We start from the raw sequence: 20,532 nt of genomic DNA, 5'->3' as shown, positions 1-20,532 counted from the left end.
GCAGCGATCCCGTCCCCGAGGAGCCGATGGCTGAAGAAAAGAAGAAGAGCAAAATCGATCTGAAGGCTCGGCTTGGCAAAACGACGATAGGCGGGGCCCCGGGAGCGGCCGTCCCCCTTCCCGTGCCAGGCCCGCAGCCCGGATCGGGGCCGCCTCCCGACGGGAGCCCGCTCCCGGGCGGCATGCCCTCGCCGTATCCGAGCGCGCGTCCGCCCATGCCCTCCGTGGGAGGCATTGCGCCTCCGCCGGGCATCTCTCCGGGCATCCCGCTGCCTCCGTTCGCGCCGGCGCCGCGTCCCGTGATCCAGACGTCCCCGCCGAAGCCGACGGCGGCCGCGCAGACCATCAAGGTCGAGGTCGGCGAGGAGGTCGAGCAGGAGCGCCGGAAGGCCTCGAAGAGGACGGCGCTCTACGCGAGCCTCGCGGCGCTGCTCGGCATCGCCGTGGGCTTCGCGGTCGGCGGCACGAAGGAGCGCGGCGATCGCGCCAAGCTCGCTATCGAGGGCGCCGCGGCGCTCGAGAAGGACGTGCGGGCCGCGAACGCGAAGATGGAGGAGCTGACAAAGAAGCTCGAGGAGGGGGCCGCGAAGCTCTCGCAGAAGAGCTTCCCGGCAGAGCTGACGACCGAGCTCGGCGCGATCAACGTCCCGTTCGACGCCACCAACCTGGAGGGGAAGCAGATCGGCAGCCTTCCGGGCCGGGTGATGCGTCAGCTGCTCGCCTACACGACGTCGGTCCAGGATCTCAACAAGACCAAGGACAGCCTCAAGAACCTGCTCACGGCGGCGCAGAGCTCCGTCGAGAAATCGTGGAAGGAGCAGGACGAGCCCGTGGTGAACTTCTCGGTCGTCTTCCGCCGGGACGGCGACAAGACGCTGGCCGAGCTCGTTCCAAACAAGGCGCCGTTCCCGTTCGGCAAGGACTGGCCGGCGAAGTACGCGGTGACCCGTCTCGAGCGCACGCAGCAGGGCCTGAAGCCTGCCGAGAAGGAGGCCACCCGCTGGACCAAGGGCGACATCGCCGGCGGCGACCTGCAGGCCCTTCCGGTCGACCCTCAGTCCGTGGCCGCCTTCACGAGCGAGCAGATCGTCTTCAAGCTGCGCGGCGCGATGATCGACGTCCGCCAGCTGCTCGAGGGCAACAAGGAAAACCCCGCCACCGAGACGGCCGGCCTCATCAAAGAGGGCGACGATCTCGCGAACGAGCTCCGCAAAGTCTCCCTCGCCCGCTGAGCGACGCACGCCCGCTGCGGATACGGGCCCACCTCGGCGTTTTCGGTGCTCGGCGTACGAGAGTACGCCTGCGCGCCGAAAACGCCGATCTGGGCCCGTCTCCTGTGCGGGCGCGCGCCGCTCGGCCGTCGCAGAACGGAAGGCAACGCGCGGCGGTCGGTCGTCGCAGAGCGGAGGGCTGCGCGCGGCGGTCGGCCGTCGCAGAGCGGAGGGCTGCGCGCGGCGCGCGACGAGCACCGCGGGCGGGGTAGCTCGGCAAGGGCTCGCGTGCGCGGGCGGCCGCTTCAGGCAGCGCCGCCGGCGCCCATGGCACGGGGGCGGACGATCTCCACCTTCCCGATGTGCCGCTCGTCGCTGTCCCGCACGATGAAGCGCAAGCCGAACTTGCTCACCGCCGTGCCCACCTCGGGCACCTTGCCCACGTGCTGCGTGAGCATGCCGCCGAGCGAGTCGTACTTCCCCTCCCGGTCGAGCTCCGCTCCCAGGTACGCCGAGAGATCGCTCATCGACACCGCCGCGTCGGCGACCAGCCGGCCATCGCCGAGGTCCTGGATCGACGCCCCATCGTCCGTCTCGTCGTGCTCATCCCGGATGTCGCCGACGATCTCCTCGAGGACGTCTTCCAGGGTGACAATCCCAGACATCCCACCAAACTCGTCGACCACGATCGCAAGGTGCTGTCTCCGGCTCTTCATCTCCCTCAGCAGAGAGGAGAGCGGCTGCGACTCGGCGACGAAATTGGCAGGGCTCCGCGTGATCTCCCGGAGCGTCGTGTTCTTGAGACGGCGCTCCTCGAGGACCTTGAACATGTCCTTCGCGTAGAGAAGACCAGCGATGTTGTCGATCTGGTCCTTGTACACCGGATACCTGGAGTGCCCGCTCTCGGTCACGATCTCCAGCACCTTCTCGAGCGGAGTGGAGATCTCGATCGCCTCGACCTTGGAGCGCGGCACCATGACGTCCCGCGCCGTGCGATCGGCGAACTCGAGCACATTCCGGATCATCTCCGCCGGTTCTCGCCCGAAGAGGCCAGAGCGCTCGACCTCATCGACAAGGATCTCGACCTCGGCCTCGGCAACCCGCGGGTCCGAAGGCTGCTCCCCGTCCCGCTGCCCGAGCCGGGAGCCGATCCAGCCAAGCGGTATGGCGAGCGGCAGCATCGCGATCTCGAGAGGGCGCAAGAAGCGGACCGCCATCGATGCCGCCCGATCGGCGTGCTTGCGGCCCAGCGTCGAGCTGACCTCGTAAAGGGCCCCGCAGACGACGGCGGTGGTCGCCAGCTCGAGACCCAGGGCCGCCTCCGGGACGCTTCGCCGGAAGAAGAGGTCGAAGCAGGCGGCGGTCAGGCTGGTCGAGACGACCCAGCCGAGCAGGTAACGGGAGCGGAGCTTGGCGTCCTCTCGACGAATCCGCTCGTAGGCAGCCTTCGTGGGGCCCTTCGACTGCTCAATCAGCGCGCCGAGCCTCGTTGCGCTCAGCGTCGTCAGGGCGGTGTCGGCGCCGACGAACAGCGAGCCAAGTACAGCGGAGAGAACTGCAGCGCCGAGCGCTGGCAATGGAACGAAATCGGGACTCAAACCGAGACTCCTAACGGACGAATCGTAACGGAACAGGCGAGGGGAGCGCAACCGGACCGGGGCGCGAAATCTCGGGAGAGGACGGATCCACGCGCTCTCGGCGGTCTCGCTGCAGGGCGGACTCCCTGGCTCGACCCACAAGGCCGAGCTCGGCCAGTGACATGATCCGTGGATCTGCCGAAGTCCAGGGAATTGCCGTGCGTTACACTATTTCCATTACTTGGCAGAACTTCCACGGACATCCGCCCCCCCGGTGAAACCACGTAGGACGGAAAATCGGGTCGCGAGCAGCGCAGGTGAGCTCTCGGAAGCCTCGGCGCCGGTGCCCTCGGGAGCGCCCAGCGCAATGTCCGGCGCGCCCAGCGCAACGACGTGTCCGTCCGGGTCGAGCCATACGGCGGCGCCGGGATGCGCAGGAGCCATGGAGAAGTCGGACTCGGTGAGCGATTGTCCGAGGCGCGCGCGCCGGGTGCCGTCCTCGGTCAGGCGGGCGACGGGGAGGCTGGAAGCGGCTGCCTCGGCGAGCGGACGCAGGGCGGCGCGCAGCGCCTCGGCGCCGGCATCGAGGGGCACCGCCTGCGCCACCGTGAAGGCGCCGCTCGCGGTGCGGCGGAGGGCAGATAGATGCGCGGGCACGCCGAGGTGCGCGCCGAGATCGCCGGCGAGCGAGCGCACGTAGTAGCCCTTGCTCACTTCGAGCTCGAGATCGAGGGTGGCGGGCGCGGCGTCCGCGGCCGGCGTGCCGGGCCCGCCGCGCGAGGCGCCGGCGACCGCGAGCGACCGGACCTCGACGGTCCGCGCCGCGAGATCCACCGCCTGGCCGGCGCGCGCGAGGGCATAGCTGCGCTGCCCCGCGACCTTGATGGCCGAGTAGGCCGGCGGCGTCTGTTCCCGCCTCGCCCGCTCCGCGTCGAGCGCCGCCGCGATGCGCGGCGCCGCGCGCGCGACCGCCTCGGCGCCGGGGGCCCCGCCGGCCCCGGCGAGCGCGCCGAGCTCGTCGTCGAGCCACGCCGGCAAGGGCTGCGCCGCCGTGATCTCCCCGTCCGCATCGAGGGTGTCCGTGCCGACGCCGAGGACGACGCGCGCCGTGTAGCGCTTGTCCTCCGCGGTCAGGTACGGGGCGAGCTTTGTGGCCTCACCGACGAGCACCACGAGGACGCCGGACGCCATCGGGTCCAGCGTCCCGGCATGCCCGATGCGCTTCACCCCGAGGATGCGGCGCAGCCGGGCCACGACGTCATGGCTCGTCGGTCCGCGCGGCTTGTCGATCACCAGCACGCCGTCGGGGCGTGGCCTGCCGGTCGTCGCCCGCTCGGGCTCAGGGGGCGGTGTCCCTTCCAGGGTGTGCTCGGGCATGGGTGGAGGAACCGTCTGCGCAGTCTGCTTCATCCGAACCAGATCGATTTCCGGGTGGCCAGGGTCTCGTCGAGGAGCCCCTGGATCGTGGCGCGTACCCGCTCGGCGAGGCGCTGCACAAGGATCTGGTCGTCCGCCGCCTCGGGGCCGTAGGCGTCGAACCGCACCGGCTCGGCCATGCGAATCTTCCACTTGGTGGGCGCAGGCACGAGGCCCAGCGGCCCGAGCGCAGGGAACGTCGGCGTGATGGGCAAGTACGGGATGCCGAGCGCGCGCGTGACGTGCTCGACCCGGTAAAGGAGCGGGTTCGTCTCCTCGGCCCCCACGATGGCGCAGGGCACGAGCGGCGTGCGCGTGCGCAGGCAGAGCCGGATGAACCCGCCGCGGCCGAACCGCTGGAGCTGGTACCGGTCCTTGTAGAGCTTCCCGCTGCCCTTGGCCCCCTCCGGGAACACCGCGACGAGCCGCTCGCCCGCGAGCAGCCGCTCGGCGTTCTCCTGGCAGGCCCGCACGGCGCCGAGCCGGTTCATGATCGTGCCGGCGAACGGCAGGTAGTACACGAAGTCGTCGGCCAGCCAGCGGAGCTCCCGATGCGCCGGGTGCTCCCGCCGCACCGCCGCCCGCAGCATGAGCCCGTCGTACGGGATGGGCCCGCCCGCGTGGTTCGACACCACGAGGCACCGCCCCTCGCTGGGGATGTGCTCGACGCCCTGGAGATCGATGCGGAAGTAGTGCCTGTACAGGAAGTCGAAGAGCGGCCTGTAGCGGGCCTCGTACTTGGGATCGAAGCCGAACTCGTCGACCTCCTCCGAGCGGCTGCGCAGGCCGGCGCGACCCCACTGCCGCAGGTAGAAATCGGTCGACAGGACGTCCCGCGCCGTCCCCGGCTCGGACGGCGGCGGCTCGCTGGCGTAGCTTTCGCGAGCCGCGGGCGCGTCGCCCTGGCGGGGGCCCCGCTGCGTCTCGGGCCCGCCGCGGCCCCCCTCGCTCGCGTCGTGCGGCTGGCCCCCGGCGAGCATGCTCTTGAGCCGCGTCTCGAGCTCCCGGATCTGACGCTCCAGCTCGTCGGCCGTCACCGGCACGACAGGGGCGTGCGCCTCGGACGACTGCATCTTTCGCCCGTCGGACGGCTCCGTCGGGCCGATCGGCGCCAGGTACCGGGTCTCCTCGTCCTCGACGTCGATGCTGGGCACGACCTGCATCGACCCCGGCCGTTCGGAGCGCCCCCGCGCCGACGCCGTCGGCCCGTTCACTGCTCCCCTGCGCTCTCGATCGTGCTCCGTGCCCATGCTCTACCCCCCGAACTGCCTCACGCGGGTGTCTCCTGCAGGAGCCGCACGTCCCGCAGCCGCTGCGCGCTTGTGTAGTCGAGAAGCGCCTCGCGCGTGGAGTAGACCGGCCGGAACCCCATGACGCGCGCCGCCTTCTCGCCGTCCGCCACGCACACGTAGCGCAGGTAGCGCAGGAAGCTGGGCGGCGCGATCGCCGCGTGCGCAGCCCAGAGGGCAGCGACGAGCGGTCCGGCGGCGCTGTGCAGCACCGGGAAGGACGTCCGGCCCGCGAGGCGCACGATCGTGGAGACCGGCAGCACGCCGTCGCCAACGATGTTGAACGTTCCAGGGAAATCGCTGTCGATGGCGAGCTTGAAGGCGGCGATCGCGTCGACCTCGTGGATGAACTGCCACAGCGGGTCGAAGCCGAGCATGGTCATGACCAGCCGCCGCGCCAGGTACCGGGTGAGGTAGTTCTGGACGGTCGGACCGAGGATCGGCGCGGTCCGCAGGAGGGTGACGGTCGTGCCCTTGGCCTTCGCGCCGAAGGCGTTGAACTCCCGCTCGGCCGCCATCTTGTCCGCGAAGAAGCGCTCCTCCGGATCGGCGCGGAGCGGGTGCTTCTCCGTGAGGAAATTGGGGTTTGTCGGGTGTGCGCCGTAGAGGATCGTCTGGCTCCAGAGGATCAGCTTGCGCAGGCTCGCCTGGCGCGCGCCGTGGAGCAGGTGCATCGTGCCCACCGACTCGAGCTCGTGGGCCCAGGCGGTCGCCGGGGTCGGCGACGAGAGGAAGCCAAGGTGGACGAGCGTGTCCACCTGCTCGGCCGCGAGCACCTCGGCGACGTGCTCCCCGGATGCAGGCGCCGTCAGGTCGACCGTGTGCAAGCGCAGCTTGGAGCCGCCCGTGTCCGGCGGCTTGATGTCGATGGCCACCACGCGGGCGATGCGGGGATCCTCCTCGAGGATGCCAATGAGGTTGCGCCCGAGGAAGGACGCGGCGCCGGTGAGGGCGACGACCCGGCCCCTCGGGCCGGACGACGGTTGCCGGCTGACCGGCGCGGCCTCGACGGCCGCGAGCTCGCCCGGGCTGTTCGTCGCCGCGCCTGGGTCGGCGGCAGGCGCGGCGCGGTCTGCACCGCCGGCGGAGCTCCGCTCGGCAGGGTCGTCGTGGGCCGCAGCGTCGGGGTGCTCGGACGGGGGAGCCATGCGCGCGGGCGCGACACTACCTGGTCGGCCGGCGCGCGCAAGCGCAGCGCGACGGCCGCCGGGCCCGCCCGCGACGTCCGCGGGGCGGCGCGGTCACAGCATCCGGCGAAGGACCGGGTACGGCTCGAAAGCGTTCACCTCGACGAATCCGTTCGTCGTGAACGCGGAGACGGGGCCGGTCCACAGCTCCTCGTCGCTCACCGGCTCCTTCGGACGGCGGGGCAGGGCCTCGAGGGCGCGCGCACCCCAGGCGGGCGCGAGCTCCACCGCGCCCGCGACGAGCGCCGTCGCGACGCCCTGCCGGCGATGGCCCGGGTGCACGACGGCGCAGCCGATCAGGAAGACGCCGGCGCGATCGCCCGCGAAGCACGGCAGCCCCCGGTACAGCCGGCGCTCGTAGGCCTTCGCCACGACCGCGGCGGGCGCGACCTTGAGCCACCCGACCACGTCCGAGACGTCCTTCGCGAGCGCCACGACGCCGCGCGCCTCGTCGCTGCGTGCGGCGAGCGCCTCGGCGAACTCCCGGCGGTTCTCGCCCTGGCCGTCCGAGCACCGCGCGAGCCACTCGTTGTTTGTGCCCCCGAAGTGGTAGTAGCGGCAGTAGCAGGGCGTGCCGGCGGCCTCGAAGAGCGCCTCGAGCCCGGCCAGGTGCTCGGGGCCGGCCGCCGCCACCGCGATCGCGGAGCTCACCTTCGCGCTCCCTTCCTCATGCGATCGACACGCGCGCGCGCAGCCCGCGCACCGGAGAGATCTGCTCCCACGCGTAGGCCGCCCTGCAGAGCCGCGCCTCCTCCAGCGCAGGGCCGATGAGCTGCAGGCCGACGGGCAGCGCAGGCCCGCCGTCGGGCGCCGGCGCGGTCGCGCACGGGACGCTGATCGCGGGCAGGCCCGCCATGCTCGCGGGCAGCGTGTAGACGTCGGCCAGGTACATCGAGAGCGGGTCGTCGACGCGCTCCCCGAGCCGGAACGCGACCGTCGGCGAGACCGGCGCCGCGATGAGGTCGACCTCGCGGAAGGCCTCGTCGAAGTCGCGCCGGATCAGCGTCCTGACCTTCTGCGCGCGCAGGTAGTACGCGTCGTAGTAGCCCGCGGAGAGCACGTACGTGCCGAGCAGGATGCGCCGCTTCACCTCCCGGCCGAACCCCTCGCCGCGCGTGCTGCCGTAGAGGCCCTGGAGGTCCGCCTTCCCGCCGCGCTCGCCGTCCACGCGCAGCCCGAAGCGCACGCCGTCGAAGCGCGCCAGGTTGGACGACGCCTCGGCGGTCGCCACGATGTAGTAGGCCGCCACGGCGTAGCGCGTGTGCGGCAGGTGCACGGGCCTGATCTCGCAGCCGAGCCCGCGCAGGCCCTCGATCGCCTCCCGCACCTTCGCCTCGACCTGCGGATCGATGCCCTTCGCGAAGTACTCCTCGGGCACGCCGATGCGCAGGCCCGCGACGTCGCGGCCGCACGCGGCCTCGTAGGCGCCCACCGGCGCGTCGAGGCTCGTCGCGTCGCGCGGATCGCGGCCCGAGATCACCTCGAGCAGGCGCGCGGCGCCCTTCACGTCCTGCGCGAACGGCCCGATCTGGTCGAGGCTCGAGGCGAAGGCGATGAGGCCGTAGCGAGAGACGCGGCCGTACGTCGGCTTGATGCCGACGACGCCGGTGAGGCTCGCCGGCTGCCGGATGGAGCCGCCCGTGTCCGAGCCGAGCGAGCCGGGCGTCATCCCCGCCGCCACCGCGACCGCGCTGCCGCCGGACGACCCGCCGGGGATGCGCGTCGGGTCCCACGGGTTCTTCACCGGGCCGAAGGCGCTGTTCTCGTTCGACGAGCCCATCGCGAACTCGTCCATGTTGCACTTGCCCGGCAGGATCGCGCCGGCTTCGCGCAGGCGGGCGACGACCGTGGCGTCGTACGGCGGGCGATACCCGCGCGACGGATCAGGCGCCTTCGACGAGCCGCCCGCCGCCGCCCGCGTGAGGATCTTCGAGCCGGCGGTCGTCGGCGCGCCCTCGGTGCAGAGCGCGTCCTTGAGCCCGACCGGCACGCCGGCGAGCGGGCCGAGCGCATCGCCGCGCGCGCGCCTCGCGTCGAGGGCGCGCGCGGCCTCGAGGGCCTGCTCGCCCTGCAGGGTGAGGAACGCGCCGAGCCCGCCGTCGCGCTGCTCGATGCGCGCGAGCGCGGCCCGGGCCACCTCCTCGGCGCTCACCTCGCCGCGCTGCACGAGCGCCGCGAGCTCCGGGATGGATCGATCGAGGATCGCTGTGGTCATCGGCCTCACCCCTCGTCCACGAAGGCCGGCACGGCGAACCCGTCGTCCTCGACCCGCGGCGCCTCCCGCAGGGCCACCTCGCGCGGCAGGCTCGGCGCCTCCTCGTCGGCGCGGAGCGGCAGCCGCTCGATCTGCACGTGCGCCGTCGGCGGCACCGCCGAGACGTCGAGCTCCTCGAGCTGCCGGACGTAGCTGAGGATGTTGCCGAGATCACCGGTGAGGCGCTCCATTTCCTCAGCGGAGAGGTCGAGGTGGGCGAGGCGCGCTATCGTCAGCGCCTCATCGCGGCGGAGAGGGGGCGAGTCAGCGTTCGACATGGCGAGCGCCCGATGTAGCACCGCCGGTTCGGCGGACGCTAGAGCCGGCCGCATGGAGGGCTGCCCGACGCGCGCCCCCCGAATCTGGCCGCGGTACAAAAACGGTGATAACGGCGGGCTCGCGCGCGCCTGGTCGTTCTCGGCCGCTCGGGCAGGAGCCCCGGCCCGCCGCGCGTTGTTGGCGAATGCTGTCCCCGAAAACGCCCTCCCTGCGCCGCGAGCGCATCGGCATCATCGTCCTCTGCATGGCCGCGGCCGTGGCGATGTCGCCGGACGTGGGCGGCGGCGCTCGAGATCGCTCGGCCGCGCTCGCCGAGGAGCTCTCGGAGCAGGGCATCACCGCGGCGTCCGGCGACGTGGTCTGGGTGGACCCGCCGCGCGGCGGCTTCCGCCCGCTCGGCATCAGCGCGCGCGCCGTCGCGCGCGGCGCGCGCGCTGACGCCGACCGCGGGGAGCCCACCGACCTCTACCTCGTCGACACGAGGCTCTCGCCCGAGGGCGTCCTGCTCGACGTCTCGGGGATCCACAACCTCACGGAGACGAGCGGCGCGGACGAGTCGAAGCCCGTGCTCCGCCGCGACGCGCTGGCGTACATCTCGCGCCCGCTGATCGAGGCCGCGTCGCCCACGGTGCACGTGCTCGATCTCGGCGGACGGGAGCTCCCGGGCGGCGCCGACTGGCCCCTCGTCGAGCGGCTCCAGCTCGCCCTCACGAACTGGCAGACGACCGGCCGGCTGCGCGGGATCGGCCGGCGGACGTTCGCGATCGACCCCGCCCCCGCCGAGGACCTCGCCGTCGGCGATCCCGGCGCGGAAGATCCCGGCGCCGCGGAGCCCGACGGGGGCAGCCGACGCGCCCCGAACGCGGGCGACGTCGCGATCGCCCTGGAGGACGACAGCGCGGTCGTCGTCCGCGCGGCCGGCCGCGAGGCGCGCCTGCCCCTGCACGGCGCGGACGCGCCGCTGCCCGCGTGGATCCGCGCCGAGGCGTTCGAGACGGCGCGGCCGGGGAACTTCGTCACCTGGGCGGTCGACCGGGTGCGCTTCTTGATCGGCGACGCCGCGATGCAGACGGTCAAGGCCGTGGCGTTCACGGCGCTCGATTTCATCCTCCGCAACAAGGAGGCGGTGACGGGCGACACGGGCGCCGAGGACATCGCCTCGGACCTCGGCAAGAGCGCGCTGGATCCGCCCGTCCGCCAGAGCCCGATCGATCCCGAGATCGGCTGGCCGCCCTCGCCGCTCGATCCGTGGGTGACGCCGGCGCTGCCCGGGGAGGGGCAGTGGAACCCGCAGGGCGGCGACGCCTTCGTGCGCAAGCTCGACGGGCTCCCGCCGGCGTTCATGACCACGTATATCCGGGCGGATCGCTCGCGCAAGGCGACGCGCGTCTACGTCGCGCTCTGGGACCCGCGGCAGGTGGAGCTGCACATGATGGCGGGCAGGGTGGAGCCCAAGGGCGCGACGGGCGAGGCGGGGCCCGGGCTCATCCCGCGCACGCCCGAGGTCATGAAGCGCGTGGTCGCGGCGTCGAACGCGGGCTTCCAGGCGATGCACGGCGAGTTCGGCATGATGGCCGACGGGGTGGTGTACCTGCCGCCGAAGCCGTACGCCGCGACCGTGGCCGTCCGGCGCGACGGCAGCACCGTCTTCGGGACCTGGTCGGAGGACGAGACGATCCCCGAGTGGATGCTCTCGTTCCGTCAGAACATGACGGTCATGGTCCAGGACGAGAAGTGGAATCCGTTCGGACGGACGTGGTGGGGGGGCACGCCGCCCGGCTGGGCCGACAAGACGCACACGGTGAGGACCGGCATCTGCCTGACCCGGGAGCGCTTCGTCGCGTATTTCTACGGCGCCGACGTGAGCCCGGAGGCCCTGTCCCGGGCGATGATCCAGGCCCGCTGCGCCTACGGGATCGCGCTCGACATGAACGCGGGCCACAGCGGGCTCGAGTTCTACCATGTGGCGCCGAGCGGCGAGCTGCCCGCGCTGGGGCGCCCGCTCCAGGGCGAATGGGAGGCGGAGGGCGAGGTCTCGGGGCTCTCGGGCTACCGGTTCCGCGGCCGCCGGCTCATCCGCGGCATGGGCCTGATGAATTTTCCCCGCTACATCCGGCGGGAGGCGCGCGACTTCTTCTACATGACGCTGCGGCACCTCCTGCCGGGGCCGCCGCTCGCCCCGCGCGCCGCGCCGGCCGAGGCGGGGGAGGGCATCTGGCGCACCCAGGGGCTCCCGCAGCACGGCTTCCCGTATGCGGTGGCGATCACCGAGCTCCGCCCCGACCCCGCGCGGCCCGACGTGCGGCTGCGGGTGCTCAAGGTCGATCCGCGGACCGTCGCGGCCACACCGCTGGGCGAGCCCGGGGCGCCCCCGCCGGCCGGGACGGGCGCGGCCGTGGCGGTGCTCGGCGACGGAGGCGGCGGCGCGGCGCCCGGCGCGGGCCGGGGCGCGGCGTCGAGCCTGTGGCATTCGGCCGGGGCCTTCTCTGCCTCGCCGACCCCCCCGGTCCGCGGCGCGGTCCGGATCGCGACGGGGGCTGACGGCAGCGCGGGGGCCGTGGCCGCTCTCGGCGTCAACGACGAGGACGGGATGCTGATCTACGTCGAGCGGGTGGCGGCCGGCCCGTCCAGCGCACCGGCCGCCGCGCTGTCGCCGGACGCCTCGGCGCCGCCCCCGACGCCCGTGGACCGGCGCGACGCGAAGCTCCTTCAGGACTTCCTGGCGCGGCTCGGGTGCTCCTCGCGGATCTACCTCTCCCGGCCGCTCTCGGTGGCCCTCGGCGGCGATACAGACCTCTCCGGCGCCGCGGTTCACCCGCCCTCGGGCCCGCGCGCCGTCCGGCTCACGCGCGCCGAGGCGCCCGGTGCAGGCAGGATGTTCGAATCCACACCGATCGTTCCGCACAGCGTCTGGTATCCGCTCCAGCAGAAGCGAGTTCGATACTTCAAAAAGCCGAAGAGAGAGGAAACGACGGACGGAGACCCCTGAGCGTGGGCGCGCCTGGATCCTCGCCTGGGATGCAGTAGGCGCTTGTGCGCCGGCGGTCCGAGGGACTAGAAAAAGGTCGTCGGTGCACCGTTTGCAGTCCTTTGGAGCTTGCGACCTCTCGGCGCGGATCGGCGTGGGCTCGCTGGCGGAGGTCGCGCGCGCGACGTGCCGGGAGCGCGAGCGCGCCATCGTGGAGCGCGAGCGCGCCATCGTGTCGAGGCGTGCGGTCGCATCGTTGCGCGCGATCGCGAGCGGCGCGCGATCGGTCCACGTCGCGCTGGGCATCTGTTTCCGGACGATGACAGCAGGCAAGCGCTTGTCCGAGGCCTCGAGCGCCGCGGACGTGATGGGGCGTTTCGCCGGTCGCGACGCGCTGGATCCGCGCGAGATCGCGGTGCATGCGCCGTGGCTCGGGCGCCGGCATCCCCGCGATGGTGCTCGCGAAATTACCGGACCAGCGGTACGCTTCAGCGGGTCAGGTTTGCGCAGGGCTCTCCGCGCGCGCCCGCGCCGAGGGCCTGCTGTTCCATGTCACGCTCATCGCGTGGAGCCTGCGCGATCGTTTCCCGGAAGCCGCGGCGAACTGCGCCGCATGTCGTGAGGAGTTCTCGAACATGGCGGATAACAAGGGCGGCAGCGATCTGGACGTATTCGAGGGGCTCGCGAAGAAGTCGTCACGCCCCACGACCCCCGCTCTCGTGCCCCCCTCGCCGCCGACGCGGCACCGCACCCTCGTCGGCGGGGTCGGCGCGCTGCAGCCGCCTCCCAACAACCATGCGATGACGCTCCCTGGGGGAATGGCCTCTCCGCTGCCGCCGCCGCCGGTGACGGCGAAGGGGATCAGTCCCGGGTCGTTGCCGCCGCCGCCGGTGCTGCCGAAGGGGACCAGTCCCGGCTCGTTGCCGCCGCCGGTGCCGAAGGGGACCAGTCCCGGCTCGTTGCCGCCGCCGATGCCGAAGGGGACCAGTCCCGGCTCGTTGCCGCCGCCGATGCCGAAGGGGACCAGTCCCGGCTCGTTGCCGCCGCCGGTGCCGAAGGGGACCAGTCCCGGCTCGCGGCCGCCGCCGGTGATGCCGAAGGGGACCAGTCCCGGCTCGCTGCCGCCGCCGGTGATGCCGAAGGGGACCAGTCCCGGCTCGCTGCCGCCGCCGATGCCCCCCTCGGTCAAGCCGGGCGCTCTGCCGTCCGTGGTGCCGCGTCGCTCGCGGCAGCCGTCTCTGCCCGCGATCGCCGCCCCGGCCCTGCCGTCGAAGAGCCCTCTGCCGCCGGCGCCGACCAGCGCGCTGCCCCCGGTGGTCCCTCCGCCGGTGCGGGCGCCGTCGGTGATGCCGCCGCAGAAGGCGGCTGAAGAAGCGAAGCCTCGCTCGGGCAAGGGCGCTGCCGTCGACATGAACTGGGACGACGATGAAGAGTCGACCCACGTCTACGACCGGCAGGGGAGCGACAGCATGCCCGGGCGGACGACCCCGCTGCCGGCGGGGGGCATGCCGGCGATCCCGAAGGCGGCCGCGGCGCTGCTCGCGAGCTCCGGCGGCGCGGCGCCGGCCGCGAAGGCGCGCACCCCCATCCCGACGCCGCCGCCGATCCCGAGCGCCCCGCCGGCGCCTCCGATGCCGGACATCGGCCACCGCCCGCTGTCGCGCAACAACGACGAGCCGACGGCGATCCGCCCCCGCCCCGCGATGCAGCAGGGGGCCGGCAAGGCGGGCGTGCTCCTCGGCGGGCTCGCGCTGGTGGCCGTGCTGATCCTGGCCGTGCTCCTGCTGGTGCCGAAGAAAGGCGCGCTCAACATCGACCTGAAGACCCCGGGCGGCGCCTCCGTCGCGCGGGCCGAGATCTTCATCGACGGCCAGAAGCGCTGCGACACCGTGCCTTGCATCGTGCGCGAGCTCGATCCCGGCTCGAAGGCGGTCAAGATCCTCGCCCCCGACTTCCCGCCGCGCGATGCCGTCGAGATCGTGGAGGGCGGCAAGGAGAAGGTCATCGTGATCACGCTCGACGGCGCGAACGCGGCGGGGACTTCGACCAACGCGTCGACGACGACCGGCGTGAAGGCGTCGGGCGCGCAGCCCGGCGTGAAGGTCCTCGTCGACGGCGTGGAGAAAGGCACGCTGCCGCTCGAGGTCAGCGTATCGCCGGGGGAGCACAAGATCCGCTTCGACGGCGGCGAGCGCTACGAGCCCGTGGAGCAGACGGTGGAGGTCGGTCAGGGCCAGATGAAGGACCTCGGCGCCGTCGCGCTCAAGGTGCTGAAGGGCCAGGTCACGCTCGATCTCGCCACGTCGGGGGCCTCGGTCAAGCTGGTGAGCGCCAAGGGGACGGAGAAGAAGCTGCCGGATTCGGCCTGGAAGAAGCCGCCCGTCAAGGTGGAGGTCAATCCGTCGGAGGGCTGGAAGGTCGTCGCGGCGAAGAGGGGGTACGAGGACTTTTCCCAGGCGATCTCGTTCGAGGACGGGCAGCCCGAGAAGACGATCCGGATCGCGCTCGACGAGGCGAGCAAGCCCGCGCCGGCCGCCGCCGTCGCCGCGGCACCCGCGCCGGATCCTGCGCCTGCGCCTGCCCCGGCGGCGGCCGCAGCGCCGAGGTCGGAGGCGGCCGCTGCGGCTGCGCCCGCGGCCGCCGCTGGCAACGCGACCCTGAACATCAACTCGATCCCGGTCTCGAAGGTGGTCCTCAACGGGCGGCCGCTGGGGAGCACGCCCAAGGTCGGCGTCAGCGTCCCCGCGGGGGCGCACACGGTGACGTTCATCCATTCGGAGCTCGGGAAGAAGTCGGTCACCGTCTCCGTGAAGGCCGGCGAGACAAAGACCGCGGCCGTCAGGTTCGAGTGACGCGACGCCAGGGACATGGGGAGAGGGAGAACCTCTCTTGAGCGTCCCTGGCGCTCCGTTCATCGTGGCGGCCTCGCTCTTCGCGCCGATTCGAGCGCTTCTCGAGGCGGCTCGATGCTGGAGGCGCGAACCCCGGGCGGGTCCGTCGCTGTTCGAGCGTCCGGCGCGGTGCGAGCCGCTTCAGGGCTGGAGGCGGCTCACCTGTCGTGCTCGACCCGCTCCGCCCAGGCGCGCCAGGTGGGCGCGCAGCGCGGCTCGTTCGCGTGGGCGCCGCCCGCGCAGTACGCCGGGTCGCGCGGGGGGCCCAGCACGAGGATCGCCGTCTTGCTGACGAACGGCAGATCGCGCCGCCAGAGCTCGCTGAAGCCGTCGAGGCGCCGGCGGTAGGACTCTGCGGCCTGCTCCCCGAGCAGCACGTCGAGCTGCGCGCGGATCTTCTGCTTCAGCTCCTCGTCGTCCGTGACGGCGAGGGTGCGCTGGAGGAACCGGATCTGCGCCTCGCGCTCGCCGGCGCGCCCCAGGATGCCCGCGCCGCCGAGCGCTTGCCAGCTGATGTTCGCGTCGCCGCCGCCGAGCTCCGCCGCGCGCGCGAGGATCCGGGCCCCGTCGAGGCGCCACTGCGCCTTCTCCGCGGGATCGGTCAGGTACGAGGCCGGCGCGATGAAGGCGACGAACTGGCCGAGCGCGAGCCAGAGCTCGCCGTCGAGGGGGCGGTTCTGCACCCCGCGCTCCATGATCTCGCGCGCCTTGATGACCTCGTTGCGCGGGGTCGTGCTCGTCTGGAACGTGATGAGCGCGTCGGCGAACAGGTAGGGCTCGCGGAAGGTCGGATCGAGCGCGATGATGGCGTCGAGCAGCAGGGTCAGGTTCTCGAACCGGCGGCGCTCGATGGTGTGCAGCCCCTGCGAGACGAGCACGTGGGACCAGAGCAGATCGGCCAGCGCGGAGCGGTAGCCGAGCGACAGGGTGACCACCTCGTCCGGCGGCGGCAGGACGTACACGTCGGAGGTCTCGGCGACGCGCTGCTCCAGCGCCGCGGCCGGCGCGCGCACGCTCCCGATCGCGACGGCGGCGACGGCCGAGAGCGCGACCGTGACGAGCGCGTCCCGCGCGCGCGCGACGCGGGAGAGGAGAGGGCGGGCTGCCGGACCGGCCGCTGTCTCAGGCGCCGGATGAGCCCCCATCATTCCACCTCGCGGTCCACGAACATGCCCGGGAGCACGCGGGCCGGCTCCCCGGGGATCCGCTCGCCGCGCACCTCGAACGTGGACAGCGCGCCGTCCCCGTCGAGGTCGCCGTGCGCGGTCGCGATGAAGCGCATGGCCTTCGACGCGTCGAGCTCGCTCGTGAACTGGAAGGCGAACGCGTGCGGCCCCTCGAAGCGGAAGTCGAGCGACCGCCACGTGAGGTGCTCCCACGACTCCGGCGGATCGACCGCGCGCACGCCGCGCGGCACCTGCGCCGGGGTCAGCGGGGCGGACGGGGGGAAGCTGATCTCCTGCGGCCGCGACTCGGCGTAGGCGACCGCGCTGGTCACCAGCCGGTCGAGCCCCTCGATCGGCTCGCTCAGCTTGGACGCGCTGAGATTTCGGAAGAACGCCGGAACGGCGACGGCGAGGACGCTGCCGCCGACCGCGAAGGCCGCGCTGAGCTCCAGCGCGCTCCAGGAGCGCCAGGTCATGGGCTACTCTCTACCTCACCCCTCCGCGATCCAACAAGCGCGACCGAGACGGGTGGCCCGCGTCACTCCGGTTCGTCGTTCGTATAGAGTACGGTGCTCAGAGCGATCTCGCCGTCGCGCACCTCGCCGGTGCGGACGATCGTGCAGGCCCGGCCGTCGCCGTCCAGGTCGCCGCGCGCCGCCGCCTCGAACGCCTCCGTGCCGCTCGGGATGGGAGCGCCTGGCAGGAGCTGGCTCACGTAGTCGCCGCCGACCTGGTACGAGTACTGGAAGTAGATGGGCGCGGCGATCGAGAAGCCGAGGCACTGCCAGCCCAAGAGCGCCGTGCCCGTCATGAAGTCGACGCCGGACGCCGCGCTCGGCTGGTATTTCGTGCCCTGGACGCGCGCGAAATCGAGGGGGACCGGCGACGCCGAGTCGCAGAGGATATGGGTGTTCGCCGCGCTCGCGCCCGTGGGGGGCAGGATCTGGGAGATGCTGAGATCGCGCTCGTACTGGATGACGGCGCTGCGGGTGATGGCGCCGACCGCCTGCTTGGCCTCCGCGGTCTTGGCGGCGGCGAGGTAGCTGCGCACGCCGAGGACCGCCAGGGCGGCGAGCACGCCGATGATCGCGACCACGATCATGATCTCGAGGAGCGTGAAGCCTCGTCCACGGATCGCTGTCGTGCTCGACATGACGCGCTCCTCCGCTCGCAGACGACGCCGGTGAACCATGGCTGCCCGGCTCACGCGAGTCGGGCAGCCTGGGGGGATCACTCGTACTCGTTGTCGATGTGCACCTGCGTGGAGAGGATCAGCTCCCCATCAACGACGCTTCCGCCGCGCGAGAACGCGCCGGGGGAGGTATCGCCATCGAGATCGCCCTGGGCGGCCGCCTCGAACGAATCCGTGGCGCCGGCGACACCGGACGGGTCCTCCGATGTCGGATCCAGCGTCGTGGTGCCGCCTCGTGTGTAGCCATACCGGTAATAGATCGGCTGCGAGACCGAGAACCGGAGGCACGGCCAGCCCGTGCTCGAGTCGCCATCTTCCCATTCGGCCGCCGACGGCTGGTACTTCCTGCCCTGCACGTCGGTGAGGTTCGCCGGAACCGTCGTAGCCGCAGTCCCACAGAGCGCGTGGTTCGCCGTCGTCGACGAGGAGCCGGGGGCCAGGATCTGCGATTCAGCCGTCTCCCGCTCGTACGCCGCGGCGGCGCCGCGGGAGATCGCGCCCACATTGTTCTTGGCCTCCGATGTCTTCGCGCTCGCGAGATACCGGCGGACGCCGAAGATCGCCAGCGCGGCGAGGACGCCGATGATGGCGACGACGATCATGAGCTCGACGAGGGTGAAGCCTCTCCTGTCGTATCGCTTCAGTGCACGCATGAGTGTCGATCCTCCGTGATGTTTTCTTTAATTGGATTCTTTGCCGAGACGGACCGTGACGATGCGTGGTGCGGGGCCCGGCCAGCCCGCCGTGCGAAAACCTCTCCCACGGACAGGCGCTCTCGGCGCCGCGCCGGGGCAAACCATCCTCTACTCTGTGTCGTTCTCCCAGTAGATCCCGGACATCGTGGATGTCGTCAGGAGCAAGGCGAGCGTCCCATCCACGTCGCGATCGCCGGCTGCCTGGATGATGTACCAGGGGCCGGTCGGTGCGAACTGCGAATCTGCCAGCGGAGGCCCGGGCAACCCGCTCCAGGTGAAGTTCGCGAGGCCGGTCGTGGTGAAGGGGGGGGTATCGCCCGCCACCGTCGCGTACCCGAAGCGGACCGCGCCGTCCGTCGTCACATTGAGCATCCGCCAGTTGTCAGCGACGGTACCCGAGCCACCCCACGCGCGCTTCTGATCGTTGAGAGTCCCCGCAGGGAACCAGTCATCGAGCGCTCCCTCGGACACATCGAGGTACACGAGCATCTCGGCCTTGTAGGACTCCTGCGCACCGCGGATCCCCTGTATGACGGCCTTCGGCTCGGCGATGCCCGCTGCGTTCATGTACTTGCGGTAACCGACCATGGCGAGCGCCGCGAGGACACCCACCATCGCCACGACGACGAGGAGCTCGATGAGCGTGAACGCTCGCCTCGCTGCGTTTCGCTGTCGCTGCGTGCTCCGCATCCGTCCGGACCTTTCAGCAGGCGACGTGCCAAGAAGAGCGCGGCCCGGCGTCGTCGTCGACTTGCGCGAGAAGCTCATGAGTTGCCTCGGTTTTCCTCGAGTGGAGCGGGGCGAGCTCCGGGAGGTGTGTGTTTGTGTTCGTTTGCGACGGTGACGAAAACCGTCACTGCGGGGCCCCGGGCGGTGACGATTCTCGTCGGGACCCCTCCAGCTCGTCGTCGCCCTCCCCGTCGGCGGCGAGCGCGTGCTTGGCGAGCCGGTAGCGCAGCGACCGGAAGGAGACGCCGAGCAGCTTCGCGGCGGCCTTGCGGACGCCGCCGGTGTGCTCGAGCGCCTGGAGGATGAGCCGGCGCTCGACCTCCCCGAGCACCTCGTCGAGCATGCACCCGCCGGCCGGCAGCTGCGCGAGGAGCGGGGCCGGGCTCGCGCTGAGGCCGGCGACGGCGCTCGGGAGGTCGCCGAGGCCGATCGAGGGCCCTCCGGCGAGCGCCACCGCGCGCTCCATCATGTTCTCGAGCTCGCGCACATTGCCCGGGAAGCTGTAGGCGTCGAGCGCACGCACGGCGTCCGTCGTCAGGCCGCGGACGTCCTTGCCGAGCTCGGCGGCGAAGCGGCGCAGGAAGCGCTCGGCGAGCCGCGAGATGTCCTCCGGGCGCTCGCGCAGGGGCGGCAGCTCGATGCGGATGACGTTGAGCCGGTAGTAGAGATCCTGCCGGAACCGGCCCTCGCGCACCTCGGCCTCCACATCCCGGTTTGTCGCGGCGAGGAGCCGGACGTCCACCGCGAGCTCCGCGGCGGCGCCGACCGGGCGCACCTTCCGCTCCTGGAGCACGCGGAGGAGCTTCACCTGCAGCGAGGCCGGCAGCTCCCCGATCTCGTCGAGGAGCAGCGTCCCGCCGTCCGCCTCCCGGAACAGCCCGAGCGCGCGCGCGCCGGCGCCGGTGAACGAGCCCTTCTCGTGGCCGAACAGCTCGCTTTCCATGAGCGCCTCCGGCAGCGCCCCGCAGTTGACGACAAGGAACGGCTTCGCGGCGCGGTCGCTCTGATCGTGGATCGCGCGGGCCACGCGCTCCTTGCCGGTCCCGCTCTCGCCCGTGATCAGCACGGTCGTGCGCGTCGGCGCGATCTTGCCGATCAGCTCCGAGATCCGCTGCATCGCGGCGCTCGTGCCGAGCGGCTCGCGCGACGGCAGATCGAGCCGCTCGAGCTGCGCGCGCAGCCGCTGGTTCTCGGCGACGATCGAGCTCTTCTCGAGCGCCTTCGCCGCGAGCGCGGTGAGCTCCGCCGGCGAGAACGGCTTTGTCACGAAGTCATAGGCGCCGTGGCGCATCGCGTCGAGCGCGCTCTCCACGGTGGAGTACGCGGTCATCACGATCACCTCGGTCGCGCCGCTCCGCGCCTTCGCGGCCGTGAGCACCTCGATCCCCGAGCCGTCGGGCATCACGAGATCGGTGAGGATCAGCGGGAACGGCTGCGGGTTCTGGCGGATGGCCTCGAGCGCGGCGTGGGCGCCGGGCGCGAGCACGACCTCGTAGCCCTGGCGGCGGAAGGCGATCGTGAGCACCTGGCGGAGGCCAGGCTCGTCATCGACGACCAGCACCCGGGTGGTGCTCGGCGGGACGCTCGGCGGGATCGTCGCCATCACGCCACCACCCTATCACGATGCCCCGCGCGCGCGTCGACGGCGGCCGTCGGGCCCAGCGCGCCGCGTCGTCGC

Annotated in this window: 17 protein-coding genes; 4 read left to right on the top strand and 13 right to left on the bottom strand. The window is 72.2% G+C overall.

The window, feature by feature from the left end; translation table 11 throughout:
* The first annotated feature begins 215 nt into the window (after window positions 1–215).
* Window positions 216–1,232 (top strand): formin, encoded by a 1,017-nt coding sequence (locus tag WMF28_RS21470; protein ID WP_437604125.1) that lies wholly within the window; start codon window positions 216–218, stop codon window positions 1,230–1,232.
* A gap of 284 nt (window positions 1,233–1,516) precedes the next feature.
* On the opposite strand, the gene WMF28_RS21465 is transcribed toward WMF28_RS21470, so the two are convergent.
* The 7 genes from WMF28_RS21465 to gatC all read right to left on the bottom strand — a co-directional run bounded on the left by WMF28_RS21465 (window position 1,517) and on the right by gatC (window position 9,212).
* Window positions 1,517–2,860 (bottom strand): hemolysin family protein, encoded by a 1,344-nt coding sequence (locus tag WMF28_RS21465; RefSeq protein WP_437604124.1) that lies wholly within the window; start codon window positions 2,858–2,860, stop codon window positions 1,517–1,519.
* A gap of 165 nt (window positions 2,861–3,025) precedes the next feature.
* A complete protein-coding gene (locus WMF28_RS21460) occupies window positions 3,026–4,165 on the bottom strand; it encodes a tRNA pseudouridine synthase B (RefSeq protein WP_437604123.1) in 1,140 nt (379 codons plus the stop codon).
* A 29-nt stretch (window positions 4,166–4,194) separates the two neighbouring features.
* Entirely contained in the window at window positions 4,195–5,418 is a 1,224-nt protein-coding gene (locus WMF28_RS21455; RefSeq protein WP_437604122.1) for a lysophospholipid acyltransferase family protein, read from the bottom strand.
* A 56-nt stretch (window positions 5,419–5,474) separates the two neighbouring features.
* Window positions 5,475–6,641, bottom strand: a complete 1,167-nt coding sequence (locus WMF28_RS21450; protein ID WP_437604121.1) for an NAD-dependent epimerase/dehydratase family protein — start codon at window positions 6,639–6,641, stop codon at window positions 5,475–5,477.
* A gap of 93 nt (window positions 6,642–6,734) precedes the next feature.
* Window positions 6,735–7,331, bottom strand: a complete 597-nt coding sequence (locus WMF28_RS21445; RefSeq protein ID WP_437604120.1) for a GNAT family N-acetyltransferase — start codon at window positions 7,329–7,331, stop codon at window positions 6,735–6,737.
* Between the two features lie 16 nt (window positions 7,332–7,347).
* A complete protein-coding gene (gene gatA / locus WMF28_RS21440; RefSeq protein ID WP_437604119.1) occupies window positions 7,348–8,895 on the bottom strand; it encodes an Asp-tRNA(Asn)/Glu-tRNA(Gln) amidotransferase subunit GatA in 1,548 nt (515 codons plus the stop codon).
* 5 nt (window positions 8,896–8,900) lie between these two features.
* The gene (gene gatC / locus WMF28_RS21435; protein ID WP_020737093.1) at window positions 8,901–9,212 is read right to left on the bottom strand and encodes an Asp-tRNA(Asn)/Glu-tRNA(Gln) amidotransferase subunit GatC; all 312 of its coding nucleotides are present in this window, start codon (window positions 9,210–9,212) and stop codon (window positions 8,901–8,903) included.
* Between the two features lie 185 nt (window positions 9,213–9,397).
* On the opposite strand from gatC, the gene WMF28_RS21430 reads away from it, so the two are divergent.
* From WMF28_RS21430 to WMF28_RS21420, 3 genes are all read left to right on the top strand, one after another.
* Window positions 9,398–12,202, top strand: coding sequence for a hypothetical protein (locus tag WMF28_RS21430; protein ID WP_437604118.1), 2,805 nt, complete (start codon window positions 9,398–9,400; stop codon window positions 12,200–12,202).
* An 82-nt stretch (window positions 12,203–12,284) separates the two neighbouring features.
* Complete coding sequence (locus WMF28_RS21425; RefSeq protein ID WP_437604117.1) at window positions 12,285–12,803, top strand: hypothetical protein; 519 nt, start codon at window positions 12,285–12,287, stop codon at window positions 12,801–12,803.
* Window positions 12,804–12,816: 13 nt separating this feature from the next.
* On the top strand, window positions 12,817–15,033 hold the full coding sequence (locus WMF28_RS21420) for a PEGA domain-containing protein (protein WP_437604116.1): 2,217 nt from the start codon (window positions 12,817–12,819) through the stop codon (window positions 15,031–15,033).
* Between the two features lie 197 nt (window positions 15,034–15,230).
* Here the strand turns inward: WMF28_RS21420 and WMF28_RS21415 are convergent, their stop codons facing one another.
* From WMF28_RS21415 to WMF28_RS21390, 6 genes are all read right to left on the bottom strand, one after another.
* Window positions 15,231–16,220, bottom strand: a complete 990-nt coding sequence (locus tag WMF28_RS21415; protein WP_437604115.1) for a hypothetical protein — start codon at window positions 16,218–16,220, stop codon at window positions 15,231–15,233.
* The gene (locus tag WMF28_RS21410; RefSeq protein ID WP_437604114.1) at window positions 16,217–16,714 is read right to left on the bottom strand and encodes a hypothetical protein; all 498 of its coding nucleotides are present in this window, start codon (window positions 16,712–16,714) and stop codon (window positions 16,217–16,219) included. The genes WMF28_RS21415 and WMF28_RS21410 overlap by 4 nt, the downstream gene beginning before the upstream one ends.
* 62 nt (window positions 16,715–16,776) lie before the next feature.
* Complete coding sequence (locus WMF28_RS21405; protein ID WP_437604113.1) at window positions 16,777–17,391, bottom strand: type II secretion system protein; 615 nt, start codon at window positions 17,389–17,391, stop codon at window positions 16,777–16,779.
* A gap of 77 nt (window positions 17,392–17,468) precedes the next feature.
* Window positions 17,469–18,083 carry a type IV pilin protein gene (locus WMF28_RS21400; RefSeq protein ID WP_437604112.1) on the bottom strand — a complete coding sequence of 205 codons (615 nt, stop codon included), beginning with the start codon at window positions 18,081–18,083 and terminating at the stop codon, window positions 17,469–17,471.
* A 150-nt stretch (window positions 18,084–18,233) separates the two neighbouring features.
* Window positions 18,234–18,815 (bottom strand): type IV pilin protein, encoded by a 582-nt coding sequence (locus WMF28_RS21395; protein ID WP_437604111.1) that lies wholly within the window; start codon window positions 18,813–18,815, stop codon window positions 18,234–18,236.
* A 163-nt stretch (window positions 18,816–18,978) separates the two neighbouring features.
* On the bottom strand, window positions 18,979–20,457 hold the full coding sequence (locus WMF28_RS21390) for a sigma-54-dependent transcriptional regulator (RefSeq protein ID WP_437604110.1): 1,479 nt from the start codon (window positions 20,455–20,457) through the stop codon (window positions 18,979–18,981).
* Between the last annotated feature and the right edge of the window lie 75 nt (window positions 20,458–20,532).

The sequence above is a fragment of the Sorangium sp. So ce590 genome (genome assembly GCF_051521365.1).
Lineage (GTDB): Bacteria > Myxococcota_A > Polyangia > Polyangiales > Polyangiaceae > Sorangium.
The sequence above is the reverse complement of the archived record's forward strand: the minus strand, read 5'-3'. Positions and strand labels throughout refer to the sequence as shown.